At 53.8% G+C, this 12,411-nt stretch carries 10 protein-coding genes; all 10 read left to right on the top strand.

Going from position 1 to position 12,411, the window contains the following annotated elements:
- The first annotated feature begins 1 nt into the window (after position 1).
- The 10 genes from V6U78_RS07880 (at position 2) to ftsA (ending at position 12,349) form a co-directional block, all read left to right on the top strand.
- On the top strand, positions 2-1,606 hold the full coding sequence (locus V6U78_RS07880; protein ID WP_405339156.1) for a UDP-N-acetylmuramoyl-L-alanyl-D-glutamate--2,6-diaminopimelate ligase: 1,605 nt from the start codon (positions 2-4) through the stop codon (positions 1,604-1,606).
- A complete protein-coding gene (locus tag V6U78_RS07875) occupies positions 1,600-2,973 on the top strand; it encodes a UDP-N-acetylmuramoyl-tripeptide--D-alanyl-D-alanine ligase (RefSeq protein ID WP_405339154.1) in 1,374 nt (457 codons plus the stop codon). The genes V6U78_RS07880 and V6U78_RS07875 overlap by 7 nt, the downstream gene beginning before the upstream one ends.
- Before the next feature lie 28 nt (positions 2,974-3,001).
- Positions 3,002-4,084, top strand: coding sequence for a phospho-N-acetylmuramoyl-pentapeptide-transferase (gene mraY / locus V6U78_RS07870; RefSeq protein ID WP_405339152.1), 1,083 nt, complete (start codon positions 3,002-3,004; stop codon positions 4,082-4,084).
- Positions 4,085-4,097: 13 nt separating this feature from the next.
- Entirely contained in the window at positions 4,098-5,462 is a 1,365-nt protein-coding gene (murD, locus tag V6U78_RS07865; RefSeq protein WP_405339150.1) for a UDP-N-acetylmuramoyl-L-alanine--D-glutamate ligase, read from the top strand.
- Positions 5,438-6,661 carry a putative lipid II flippase FtsW gene (gene ftsW, locus V6U78_RS07860; RefSeq protein WP_405339148.1) on the top strand — a complete coding sequence of 408 codons (1,224 nt, stop codon included), beginning with the start codon at positions 5,438-5,440 and terminating at the stop codon, positions 6,659-6,661. Before murD ends, ftsW begins: the two co-directional genes overlap by 25 nt.
- Positions 6,662-6,732: 71 nt before the next feature.
- Entirely contained in the window at positions 6,733-7,815 is a 1,083-nt protein-coding gene (murG, locus tag V6U78_RS07855; protein WP_405339146.1) for an undecaprenyldiphospho-muramoylpentapeptide beta-N-acetylglucosaminyltransferase, read from the top strand.
- Positions 7,816-7,851: 36 nt separating this feature from the next.
- The gene (gene murC / locus V6U78_RS07850; RefSeq protein WP_405339144.1) at positions 7,852-9,279 is read left to right on the top strand and encodes a UDP-N-acetylmuramate--L-alanine ligase; all 1,428 of its coding nucleotides are present in this window, start codon (positions 7,852-7,854) and stop codon (positions 9,277-9,279) included.
- A gap of 63 nt (positions 9,280-9,342) precedes the next feature.
- Complete coding sequence (locus V6U78_RS07845) at positions 9,343-10,311, top strand: D-alanine--D-alanine ligase (protein WP_405339142.1); 969 nt, start codon at positions 9,343-9,345, stop codon at positions 10,309-10,311.
- A gap of 4 nt (positions 10,312-10,315) precedes the next feature.
- Positions 10,316-11,020: a cell division protein FtsQ/DivIB gene (locus V6U78_RS07840; RefSeq protein ID WP_405339141.1), complete on the top strand. Its 705-nt coding sequence runs from the start codon at positions 10,316-10,318 to the stop codon at positions 11,018-11,020.
- Positions 11,021-11,083: 63 nt separating this feature from the next.
- Positions 11,084-12,349 carry a cell division protein FtsA gene (gene ftsA, locus V6U78_RS07835; protein WP_405339139.1) on the top strand — a complete coding sequence of 422 codons (1,266 nt, stop codon included), beginning with the start codon at positions 11,084-11,086 and terminating at the stop codon, positions 12,347-12,349.
- The last annotated feature ends 62 nt before the right edge of the window (positions 12,350-12,411 follow it).

Raw genomic sequence — 12,411 nt, 5'->3', positions numbered from 1 at the left:
TATGCCTGTATTTCATGTTGATCGGATGCTGAGCCCAGAAGCTGTTTTTGCTCTGTGGCCTGAATTAGCAGAACACCCCTTGGCGGGCCACCTATCGTCGGCTTTAGCGGCCGTCACGCGGTTGGTGAAGGATAGTCGTCAAGTGCAAGCAGGAGATGCTTTTATTAACCTGTTGGGCCCCACCGAACAGGGGCAGCGCTACCAAGAACAGGCTTTAGCGGCTGGAGCACGCGTGCTGATTGTCGCCCTGGCAGCAGAGGCTAAGGCAGATCTCGGCTATGAGGAACAGGCAGGGCAGGCTGTGGTGCGGCTTGATTTACCTGATTTAAAAGCGCGTCTTGGCGGGTGGCTGACACAGCTGCGTGCTCAGCATGCGGCCAGGCATGGGGTGGCTGCTGTGCTGTCAAGCGTGGCGGTGACGGGCACCAACGGTAAATCCTCGGTGGCGCATTTCTTGGCTCAGGCCTATCAGCAGCTGGATCAACAAGTGGCTTTGGTGGGCACACTGGGCTATGGGCGTTTATCGGCACTGCAGCCAGCCACACATACCACACCTGATCTTTTGGTGATGCATGATTTCTATCAGCGTTGGGCTGAAGAGGGCATGGCTCAGGTTGTGCTTGAGGCTTCTTCACATGCCTTAGATCAAGGTCGCCTCGATGGATTGCCGATCCAAACGGCGGTGTTCACGAATCTGACGCGTGATCATCTGGATTACCATCCCACTTTTGCTGCCTATGGTGCTGCAAAGAGGCGGCTATTTGAGCGCCCAGAGATAGAGCGCGGAGTGATCTGTATTGATGATGCCTTTGGGCAAGAGCTGGCTGCGACATCCTGGCCTTACCCAGTGCTGACCTACAGCCTGGATGCGCAAAGTCAGGCCGATTTGAAGCTGCTCCAGGCCAGCTACCATGCGCGGGGTATCCGTGCTCAGTGTTTGCTGCAAGGTCAGCCATTGCAGCTCGAGTTGGGGCTGCTGGGTGATTTCAATCTGGCGAATGTGCTGGCGGTGGCTTTGGTGCTCTGGCCGCAGGTACAGGATCTGCAGCATTTGCAAAACCTGCTTAATGGATTACAGCCTGTCCCTGGACGAATGCAATGCCTCGAAACGAAGCCTCAGGTGGTCGTTGACTATGCGCATACGCCCGATGCCTTGGCTCAAGCCCTGCAAGCCGTGCGGCGTCATACTTCGGGTCAACTCTGGTGCGTTTTTGGTTGTGGCGGTGATCGTGATACCGGCAAGCGGCCATTAATGGGTGCAGCGGCTGCGCGCTATGCCGATCAGCTCGTGGTGACCGATGATAATCCACGCACCGAAGATCCAGCGCTGATTCGTGCTGCGATCATGGCGGCCGCTGGTTCGGCCGCCGTGGCGATCAGTGATCGTGCCCAAGCGATTGCCTACGCACTGCAACAGGCTGGCCGCGACGATGTGGTGTTGATTGCGGGAAAAGGCCATGAAACCACACAGCAGCTCGGCGCGATCACTGTGCCTTTTTCTGATGTTGAGGTGGCTTTGCAGCATTTAGAGTCACATGGGCTCAAGGCGCATCAACAGACAAGTCCATCCTCTTTGATCAAGGGCACGCAGGATCTTTCATGCTAATTCATTCTACTGTGGCGCAAACGGCCGCCTTTTTAGAAGCACCTTGGCAGGGGACACCTGAAGCTGGTGATCAGCTCTGGACCTCAGTCACGCTGGATAGTCGTCAGATTCAACCTGGCGGCCTGTTTGCCGCCTTGCGTGGTGCGCAGCAGGATGGCCATGCTTATCTCGCTCAAGCGGCCGCCGCTGGTGCCAGTGTGGCACTCGTCGAGACTTGGCAGCAAGAGGTGCCTCTAGCTCAAATTAAAGTGCCTTGTGTGCGTCGTGCCTTGGGTCGCTTAGCCCAGCAGCAGCGCGCGGCTTTTACCGGGCAGGTCATTGCGATCACGGGCAATAGTGGTAAAACCTCGGTCAAAACCTTGGTGGCGCATCTGCTTACCCATCTGGGTGCCAAGGTACTAGCCACGCGCGGCAATCTCAATAACGATCTGGGTGTGCCTTTGACCCTCTTTGGCCTAGAGCCACAGCAGACGCATGCAGTGATTGAGCTGGGGGCGAATCATCTGGGTGAAATTGATTATCTGGCAGGTTTAGTGCAGCCACATGTGGCGTTGATTACCAACGTTACAGGAGCACATTTGGGCGAATTTGGTAGTTTAGAGGCGATTGCTCAGGCCAAGGGAGAACTGCTGGCGCACTTGCAGCCTCAGGGTACGGCGGTGTTGAATGCCGATGACGTCTTTTTTTCTTATTGGCATAAGCAATTAAAAGACCCCTCAGTGCAAGTTTTGACCTATGGTCTGCATCAGGGGGATCTGTCTGTTGCTGCTGAGATCCAGCTGGACTTACAGGCCACGCAGGCGATCCTGTGTGCTGATCAGCAACGCATTCCTTTCACACTCGACTGGCCAGGGCAGCATAATCTCAGTAATGCCTTGGCGTCTTTGGCGGTGCTACAAGCCTTGGGTTGCCCGCTGGATGAAGCGGCGCGTGCGCTGGCCTCTTTACCTGAGCAACAAGGTCGGTTACATCAATTCACGACTTATGCAGGTGCTCAGCTGCTAGATGATAGCTACAATGCGAGTCCAGGTGCGGTGAAGGCGGCTCTGGCGACCTTGGCGCTCTGGTCTGGAGAGCGTTGGCTGGTGCTGGGCGATTTGGCTGAGTTGGGCGAGGCCTCAGCCGCGATTCATCGTGAGCTCGGTCAGGAGGCTCGGCGTCAAGGTGTCACGCGCCTGTTTGCCTTGGGTCAGGATGCGGCTTTAGCGGCCGCGTCCTTTGGTGAGGGCGGGAGGGTGTTTACCAGTCATCAGACCCTGGCTCTGGCCTTAAAACAAGAATTGAATCCACAGACTTGTGTGCTGGTGAAAGGCTCGCGTCGAGCGGGTATGGATCAAGTTGTTCAACATTTAACAGCCTCGCTCTGAGGCATTCGATCAAAGAGACAAGCTTATTATGTTATTGTGGCTCACCAGTTATCTCAGTGGTATGCATAGCTTCTTTATCGTTTTCAACTACCTGTCTTTGCGAGCGATTCTGGGCGTTTTAACGGCCTTGAGTTTCTCCCTCCTGCTGGGTCCGTGGATGATTCGGCGTTTAACTCAGCGTCAGATAGGTCAAGCCATCCGTGATGATGGCCCGCAATCGCACCTCTCTAAGGCCGGTACTCCGACGATGGGTGGGGCGTTGATTTTATTGTCTATCGCCTTGAGCACGCTGCTCTGGTCTGACCTGAGTAACCGTTATGTTTGGATTGTGCTGCTGGTCACCTTAGGTTTTGGTGCCATCGGCTGGGTTGATGATTGGCGTAAGGTGGTTGAAAAAAATCCGCGTGGTTTGCCTGCGCGCTGGAAGTATCTGTGGCAATCGGTGATTGGCCTGATGGCCGCTGTTTTTTTGTACTACACCGCCCAGCTGCCCGCAGAAACCCAATTGATTTTTCCCTTCTTTAAAGGCGTCGTGCTGGAGTTGGGGCCGGTATTTATCCTGCTGACGTATTTAGTGATTGTCGGCTCGAGTAATGCGGTCAATCTGACCGATGGGCTGGATGGCTTGGCTATTTTGCCGACCGTCATGGTGGCTGCCGCACTAGGTGTGTTCGCCTATGTCAGTGGCCATAGTGTGTTTGCGCAGTATTTGTTGATTCCCTTTATCCCGGGATCCGGTGAGCTGGTGGTCTTTTGTACCGCGATTGTTGGCGCTGGCTTGGGCTTTCTCTGGTTTAACACCTATCCAGCTCAGGTCTTTATGGGTGATGTTGGGGCGCTGGCCCTCGGTGCTGCCTTGGGTGTGGTGGCAGTGATCGTGCGTCAAGAGATTGTCTTGTTCATTATGGGCGGTGTGTTTGTTATGGAGACCCTCTCGGTGATTGTGCAGGTGGCCTCCTATAAGCTCACTGGTCGCCGTGTGTTTCGTATGGCGCCCTTGCATCACCATTTTGAGCTGAAAGGCTGGCCCGAGCCACGTGTCATTGTGCGCTTTTGGATTATCACCGTCGTTCTGGTGCTGATTGGCCTTGCCACCTTGAAGCTCAGATAATCGAGGTTTTGTGATGCCTGCCTTCTCTTCTTCAGCCTCCTATCTGGTGATTGGCCTCGGGCAAACTGGCTTGACCGTGGTGGACTATCTACAGCGTCAAGGGGTGGCCTTTGCGGTTGCAGATACTCGTCTTGCTCCGCCTGGTCTGGCTGCTTTTCAGGCCCAGTATGCCGATATCGAAGTGTCTCTAGGGCCACTGGATGCGGCTTATTTAAAGCGTTTTACGCATCTGGTCGTCAGCCCTGGGTTGAGCATCCAGACTCCTGCGATCGTCGCCGCCCAAGAGGCCGGCGTGGAGGTGCTGGGTGATATTGAGCTGTTTTGTCAGGCCGCGCAGCAGCCGATCATTGCGATTACAGGGTCGAATGGCAAAACCACGGTGACCAGCTTGATTGGCACCATGATCGACGCCTGTGGCTACCGAGTCGGTGTCGGCGGCAATATCGGCGTGCCTGCATTAACCTTGCTGGAGCAAAACGTCGATTTTTATGTGCTGGAGCTCTCTTCTTTTCAGCTGGAAACCCTGTCTTCCTTACGTGCGAAGGCCGCATTGCTGCTGAATATCAGTGAGGACCATCTTGATCGCTACCCAGATATGGCGGCCTATATCCAAGCCAAGCAAAGGATTTTTGATGGGTGTGAGGTGGCCGTCTATAACCGCGAAGACAGCGCAACGCAGCCGTCTCAGGGTGTGGCTCAGTCCTGTATTAGCTTTGGTCTTGATGCGCCGCCATCAGCCCAAGATCTGGGTTTAGGCTGGCATCAGGGTCAACTCTGGTTGATGCAAGGGGCGCTGGCCTGTGTTGCGGCTGATCACATCCAGCTTGCAGGCTCGCATGGTCGCAGTAATGTGTTGGCTGCTTTGGCTTGCTGTTTGGCGGCTGGGCTGCCTTTGGCAGGCTTGCAGCAGGGAATACGCCAGTTTACCGGCTTAGCGCATCGCTGCCAGAAGATTGCTGAGCGAGCCGGTGTTCACTATTACAATGATTCTAAAGCAACCAATATTGGTGCGGTTTTGGCCGCAGTGCAGGGGCTGCAGGATGAGGCTGCTGCTTTGTGGCTGATTCTGGGTGGTGAAGGCAAGGGGCAGGATTTTCGATTGCTGAGCCAAGGTCTAGCCAAGGCCTGTGCTCAGGGTAAAATCGCTGGCGCGGCGCTGATTGGGCGCGATGCTCCCTTGATTCAGGCTGCTCTTGAGCAACACTGCCGCTGCTGGATCAGCTCGACGCTGGAGCAGGCGGTGGAGTCCTTGTCTTGCTTAGCTCAGCCAGGTGATGCGGTGGTCTTGTCGCCAGCCTGTGCCAGTTTTGATCAGTTTACTGGATACCAGCAGCGTGGAGAGGTGTTTGTGCAATGCGTGCAACAACTCAGCAACTGATTCAGCTATGGCAAGCCAGCTGGAGTGCAGCGCAGCGAGTGCATCGCCAGAGCTTGGCTGTTTTTGATGCCTGGTTGATCTTTGCCGCGCTGGGTTTGCTGGTGATTGGCTGGTTGATGGTCAGTTCCGCCTCGATTGCTGTGGCAGAGCTACGCACTGGTCAACTTGGCTTCTTTGCCGTGCGCCAAGCGCTCTTTATTCTGGTCTCTTTGGGCGCAGCCTTGCTGGTGGTCAGTATACCCTTGGGTTATAGCTTTCGGATGGGCTATCTTTTTTTGCTCGCGGCTTTTGCGCTGTTGATTCTGGTGTTGCTGATTGGCCGTGAGGTGAACGGCAGTACGCGCTGGATCAGTCTGGGGCCAGTGAATCTGCAGACCTCAGAGCTCGCAAAAATCTGTATGGTCATCTATCTCTCCAGCTATCTTGTCCGTCACCTCCAGAGTGTGCGTCAGACCTTGAGTGGGTTTGCAAAGCCTTTGTTGATGGTCTTTCTCTATGGCGCTTTTCTTTTTCTACAGCCGGATTATGGCAGCCTGGTGGTGATGACGGCGGCGGCACTGGCCATGGTGTTTTTAGCCGGTGCTCGATTGAGTTACTTCACTGTGATGCTGGTACTGGTGGTGCTTGGTCTGGTTCTGGTTGCGCTGGTAGAACCCTATCGTGTCCAGCGTCTGATTAGCTTTCGTGATCCCTGGCTGCATCAGTTTGATTCTGGTTATCAGCTCACTCAGGCACTGATCGCTTATGGGCGTGGGCATTGGCTGGGCCAAGGGCTAGGGAATAGTGTGCAAAAACTCTTTTATCTGCCCGAGGCGCATACTGATTTTATCTTCTCTGTCCTGAGTGAAGAGCTGGGCTTATTGGGCGCGCTGACCACCTTGGGTCTTTTTGTGCTGCTGGTCAGTCGAGTGTTGATTATCGGACGCCTTTGTGAGCAACAGCAGCAGCTTTTTGCCGCTTTTGTCTGTTATGGTATTGGCATTCTGCTCGGGCTACAGGTGGTGATTAATCTGGGTGTGAATCTTGGGCTGTTACCGACCAAAGGCTTGACCTTGCCTTTATTAAGCTATGGTGGGAGCAGTCTGCTTTCCAGTGGTATTATGCTCGGCTTGGTTTTTCGGGCAGATCTAGAGCGCCGTTGGCAAGAGGCCGCCAAAGCATCGCCTGAGCAGAACAGAAACAGCTTCGTGCGCAGCTAAAGTCAACAGTTTGCCTTGCACACGACTGAGTTCACGATCTTTTATCTTATTCGAAAAGGGAGAGAGGCACCTTGGCTGAGCCAAAGAAAACCTTGATTTTGGCAGGAGGGACTGGCGGGCATATCTTTCCTGGACTGGCGTTAGCTGAAGCCTTAACTGCCCAGGGAGAAAAGGTTTACTGGTTAGGCTCGCAAGCCAGTATGGAGGCCGAACGGGTGCCCCAAGCGGGGATTGCTTTTTACGGACTCCCTGTCAAAGGCTTGCGTGGTAAAGGGCGCCTTAGTCTGCTGCTGGCGCCTTGGCGCTTATTGACTTGCCTCTTCTTAGCCTTAGCTTATTTACGTCGCATCCGGCCGGATCAAGTGGTGGGGTTTGGTGGTTTTGCCAGTGGGCCTGGTGGCTTGGCGGCCTGGTTACTGCGTATTCCCTTGGCGATTCATGAGCAAAATGCACTGCCAGGCTTGACGAATCGCTGCTTGGCTTATCTTGCGCGCCATGTTTTTACAGCTTTTCCGCAGGTACTCCAAAAGCATCGGCCTATATGGGTTGGGAATCCTGTTCGTCACACTCTGTTGCATCTTCCTCCGCCAGAGCAACGCTATGCTGAGCGCGAAGGCCCTTTGCGCCTGCTTGTGGTGGGCGGGAGCCTGGGCGCGCAAATTCTGAACGAGCGCGTGCCAGCGGCCTTAGCCTTATTGGCACCAGAGGCGCGTCCTATCGTGCGTCATCAAACTGGGCGTGGTAAGTTAGCGAGCACTCAAGACGCCTATCAGCAGCTGGATGGTGCGCTTCAGCTTGAGGTGAGTGAATTTATTGAAGATATGGGCGCGGCTCTGGCTTGGGCTGATCTGGTTATTTGTCGTGCAGGGGCGCTGACACTGGCTGAAATCATGGCTGTCGGTGTGGCCTCGATCCTTGTGCCCTTCCCACTCGCGGTCGATGATCATCAAACCCATAATGCGCGCTATTTGGCGGATCAGCAGGCTGCGGTGCTGCTGCCTCAGGCGCAGCTGGATCCTGCCCAATTGGCTCAGTGGTTGGGTCAAAAGGCTGCTGAATGGCGTTTGGAGTTACAAGCCCAGGCGCAGCGCGCTCATCGTCTGGCCAAAACGCAAGCTACTGAAGCCATCGTCCGTGAATTGGCGCGTGACTAATTTCACTTTTATTGTTGATTTAACTAAGGTTTTTTTATGAAAACACGCCCTTATCCTGTCCCCATGATGCGTCGTATTCAACATATCCATTTTGTTGGTATTGGCGGGTCGGGAATGTGCGGTATTGCGGAAGTGCTCTTAACACAAGGCTATCAGATTAGTGGTTCAGATCAGCAGGCTTCTACCGCAGTGAAGCGCTTACAAGAGCTTGGTGCACAGGTTGCTTTGGGTCATGCGGCGGCGCATATCGAAGGTGCCGATGTGGTGGTGGTGTCAACGGCGATCAATGCGGAGAACCCAGAGGTTAAAGCCGCGCTTGAGCAACGTATCCCAGTGGTTCGGCGTGCCGAAATGCTGGCTGAACTGATGCGCTTTCGTCATGGCATCGCTGTTGCCGGAACCCACGGTAAAACGACCACCACCAGTTTGGTTGCTTCCATTCTTGCCGAAGCCGGTTTAGATCCTACCTTTGTGATTGGAGGCAAGCTGACTCAAGCGGGTACCAATGCGCGTTTGGGTGAGTCGCGCTATCTGGTTGCAGAAGCAGATGAGTCGGATGCTTCTTTCTTGCACCTGCAGCCTATGGTTTCCATTGTGACCAACATCGATGCTGATCACATGTCGACCTACGGCAATGATTTTGAGCAGTTGAAAAAAACCTTTATCGACTTCCTGCATAATCTGCCTTTCTACGGCCTGGCGGTTCTTTGTCTTGATGATCCAATCATTCGAGAGCTGTTGCCTAAGGTGGCACGCCCTGTGCTCACCTATGGCTTTCATGACGAGGCGGATTTTAGAATTACCCATTTCGAACAGCAGGCGAATGTGATTGAGTTTCAGGTCGAGCGTCCTGGTCAGCTCTCCACCTTGGCTGTTCGCTTAAATACCCCAGGTCGTCATAATGCCTTGAATGCAGTGGCCGCCATCGTGGTTGCCAGTGAAGAGGGTGTCGAAGACGAAGCGATTCTTGCTGGTTTGGCTGCTTTTCAAGGTGTTGGCCGCCGCTTTCAGCGTTTAGGTGAGTTTCCTCTTGGCTCTGAAACGGGTCAGGTATTGCTGGTGGATGATTATGGCCATCATCCAACCGAGGTGGCGGCGGTGATTCGTGCGGTGCGTGAAGGTTGGCCAGAGCGGCGTCTGGTGATGATCTATCAACCCCATCGCTACTCGCGTACCCGAGATCTTTATGAAGATTTCGTTAAGGTGCTGGCGCAGGTTGATACACTGTTATTGCTCAATGTCTATGCCGCTGGTGAGGCACCGATTCCTGGTGCAGAGAGTCGCAGCCTCTGTGCGAGCCTGCGTCAACGAGGCCAGGACCCGATCTTTGTTGATGATCCAGATGAGCTGGAGTCCTTATTAGCGCGCGTCTTGCAGCCAGGTGATCTGTTGCTGACTCAAGGGGCTGGAGATATTGGCCAGATTGCACAAAGGCTGGCCAAGCGACAATTAAAATTCGATTGAAGTGTCAGAAACACCTCAATATTGTGGGTAGATAGATCTCATTGAGAATAAAAGAGAGCAGGCATGTTGCTGAATCAACAAGAAATCCAAGCCCTTGGGCGTGTTGCGGTCTTAATGGGCGGCTGTTCAGCTGAGCGTGCGGTGTCCCTGCGAAGTGGTCAGGCGGTGCTGGCAGCTTTGCAGGCAGCCGGTGTGCATGCCTTTGGCTTAGAGCTGGGTGCCGATGCTGTTGCGCAATTGAGTCAGGAGCGTCCGGATCGGGCTTTTATTGCTCTGCATGGTCGCGGTGGCGAAGATGGCAGTATTCAGGGGGTGCTGGAATGGCTGCAGATTCCCTATACGGGCAGCGGTGTCTTGGCTTCTTCTCTGGCGATGGATAAGTACAAGTGTAAGCAGTTGTGGCAAGGGCAGGGATTGCCGACACCTGCCTCTTGTCTTTTAAGCGATCATATGGATGCCGAGGCTATCGTAGCACAGCTGGGTTTACCGATTATGGTTAAACCAGCGCATGAAGGATCGAGCCTGGGAATGAGTAAGGTGCACTCTGCCGCTGAGCTGGAGCAAGCCTATCAGCTGGCGGTGCGCTATGACCATTGCATTCTGGCTGAAGCCTATGTGCAAGGGCGAGAATTCACGGTCAGTGTTGTCGGGGATCAGGTTCTTCCTGTGATCGGTTTGCAGACACCGCATGATTTTTATGATTATGATGCCAAGTATCAAGCAGGGGATACGCAATATCTGCTGCCTTGCGGTTTAGATGCGGCTAAAGAAGCTCAGCTGCAGGCTTTGGCGCTGGATGCTTATGAGGCGGTTGGCTGTGAAGGCTGGGGACGAGTCGATATTATGCTGGATCAGCAAGAGCGTCCCTGGTTGCTTGAAGTCAATACCAGCCCAGGAATGACAGACCATAGCTTGGTACCGCAGGCTGCCGCGGCTGCAGGTTTGGACTTTCAGCAGTTGGTGCTCCAGCTTCTGGTCTCGGCAAGGTTGAAAACCCTGACTGCCGAACACTGGTTTGACTCAGTCGATTAGGCGCATGAAAAAACGCACCTGGCTCTACTGGTTGCAGCTTTTGCTGCCCTTGTGTCTGTTGCTTTTACTCATCGGCTGGTGGTTGCAACATACGCTGGCGCGCCCTGTAGGTCAGGTGAGTCTCTTTGGCGAAGTGCGCCACCTGCCCTTGGAGCGGGTCGAGCAGCTGGTGCGGCCTGATTTGGCTGCGCCTTTTTGGCGGATCGATCTAGCACAGTTGCAGGATGTATTGCGCGCTGAACCTTGGGTGGCTGATGTTGATTTGATGCGTCGCTGGCCAGATCAACTCGAGATTCATCTGGTCGAGCGTCAGGTCTGGGCGCGTTGGGGTGAAAGGGGGTTGGTGGATGACCAGGGTGAGGGCTTCATTCCATCTGAGTTGCCTGACCATCTTCCCCAGCTGCGTTTTGATGGGGCGGCTCATCAGCTGCCACAAGTGGTCTCCCTGTGGCAGGCACTTGAACCCATCATGCAGCAAAGAGCGCTCTCGGTCACAAAAATAGCTCTTGCACCCCGTGGTGCGTGGCAATTTGAGCTGAATGGCTCTATTAGAGTGATGTTGGGGCGTGATAATATAGAAAAGAAAATCAATCAGTTTTTATGGATCTGGGATGAATCCCTTGAGTTGGAAGCATCCCAGATTCGCGTGGTCGATTTACGCTATCCAAATGGGTTGAGTGTAAAAAGAAGCACGCAAGAAAATGACTAGTTGGTGCATGTTAGAGCGCTAACAAACTGTCCACGCTGAATCGTTTATGGAGTTGCATGAGATATGGCTCAAGATGCGCATCATGGCCAACTGGTGGTTGGTCTCGATATAGGTACTTCGAAGGTGGTCGCCATCGTTGGGCAGCGCACCCAGGATGGGTTGCTTGAAATTATCGGTTTAGGTTCCCATCCATCGCGCGGTCTGAAAAAAGGCGTTGTCATTAATATCGACTCCACAGTGCAATCGATACGACGTGCTGTTGAAGAAGCCGAGTTGATGGCGGGTTGTGAAATTCACTCGGTGAATGTGGGGATTGCTGGAAGCCATATCCAGAGTTTTAACTCTCATGGGATGGTCGCGATCCGAGGCGAAGCGACAGAAACCGATCTGGAACGGGTGATAGATGCCGCGCGTGCCGTCAAAATTCCAGGTGATCAGAAGATCATTCATATCCTGCCGCAAGAATATATTATTGATAATCAGGAAGGCATACGTGAGCCTTTGGGGATGTCTGGTGTGCGTCTTGAAGCGCGCGTCCACCTGGTCAGCTGTGCAGTGAATGCTGTACAGAATATAGAAAAGTGTGTGCGCCACTGTGGCTTGGAAGTGGAAGACATCATCCTAGAGCAGCTGGCTTCAAGTCATGCGGTTCTAACCGATGATGAGAAAGAGCTTGGTGTGTGCATGGTCGATATTGGCGGCGGCACAACCGATATCGCGATCTTTACAGAAGGCGCGATACGTCATACTGCAGTGATTCCTATTGCAGGTGATCAGGTCACGAATGATATTGCGATGGCGTTGCGTACGCCAACTCAGCATGCAGAAGAAATTAAGATCAAATATGCCTGTGCTCTGACGCAATTGGCAGGGCCTGATGAACTGATTAAGGTACCGAGTGTCGGAGATCGACCACCACGTGATTTGTCGCGCCAGTCTTTGGCTGAAATTGTTGAGCCGCGTTATGACGAACTCTTTACCTTGATTCAGGCGGAGATACGTCGTAGTGGTTTTGAGGACCTGATTCCAGCCGGTATTGTACTTACAGGTGGTACAGCGAAGATGGAAGGGGCTGTTGAGCTGGCCGAAGAAATCTTTCATGCACCAGTGCGTTTGGCGAGTCCGCAGTTTGTCGCTGGCCTTGACGATGTGGTGCGTAATCCTATCTATTCTACAGGGGTAGGACTGCTGCATACGGCATTGGCGAGAGGGCGAGTGCAGACCTCGGTGGAGGCAAATCATTACCGACAAGAGGTCGTGCAGCGGCCAGAAGTTGCCGCAGATGGACTGATGGGCAAGATAAAAGGCTGGTTTCAGCGGCAATTCTAAGCCATAATTGCAAAGAAATTTTACAAGGCGGCGGTTTTTTGCTGCGCTGCGCTTTAATTGGA

Origin of the sequence: Marinospirillum alkalitolerans (genome assembly GCF_045055655.1) — a bacterium.
Lineage (GTDB): Bacteria > Pseudomonadota > Gammaproteobacteria > Pseudomonadales > Halomonadaceae > Marinospirillum > Marinospirillum alkalitolerans.
Note: the sequence above shows the minus strand (reverse complement) of the source record. Positions and strands in the feature narration are given on the sequence as shown.

Bases quoted from the DNA above. Each gene is read 5' to 3' on its own strand.
- V6U78_RS07840 (WP_405339141.1), top strand. From the start codon at position 10,316: ATGAAAAAACGCACCTGGCTCTACTGGTTGCAGCTTTTGCTGCCCTTG.
- V6U78_RS07845 (WP_405339142.1), top strand. From the start codon at position 9,343: ATGTTGCTGAATCAACAAGAAATCCAAGCCCTTGGGCGTGTTGCGGTC.
- ftsA (WP_405339139.1), top strand. From the start codon at position 11,084: ATGGCTCAAGATGCGCATCATGGCCAACTGGTGGTTGGTCTCGATATA.
- murC (WP_405339144.1), top strand. From the start codon at position 7,852: ATGAAAACACGCCCTTATCCTGTCCCCATGATGCGTCGTATTCAACAT.
- mraY (WP_405339152.1), top strand. From the start codon at position 3,002: ATGTTATTGTGGCTCACCAGTTATCTCAGTGGTATGCATAGCTTCTTT.
- murD (WP_405339150.1), top strand. From the start codon at position 4,098: ATGCCTGCCTTCTCTTCTTCAGCCTCCTATCTGGTGATTGGCCTCGGG.
- V6U78_RS07880 (WP_405339156.1), top strand. From the start codon at position 2: ATGCCTGTATTTCATGTTGATCGGATGCTGAGCCCAGAAGCTGTTTTT.
- V6U78_RS07875 (WP_405339154.1), top strand. From the start codon at position 1,600: ATGCTAATTCATTCTACTGTGGCGCAAACGGCCGCCTTTTTAGAAGCA.
- ftsW (WP_405339148.1), top strand. From the start codon at position 5,438: ATGCGTGCAACAACTCAGCAACTGATTCAGCTATGGCAAGCCAGCTGG.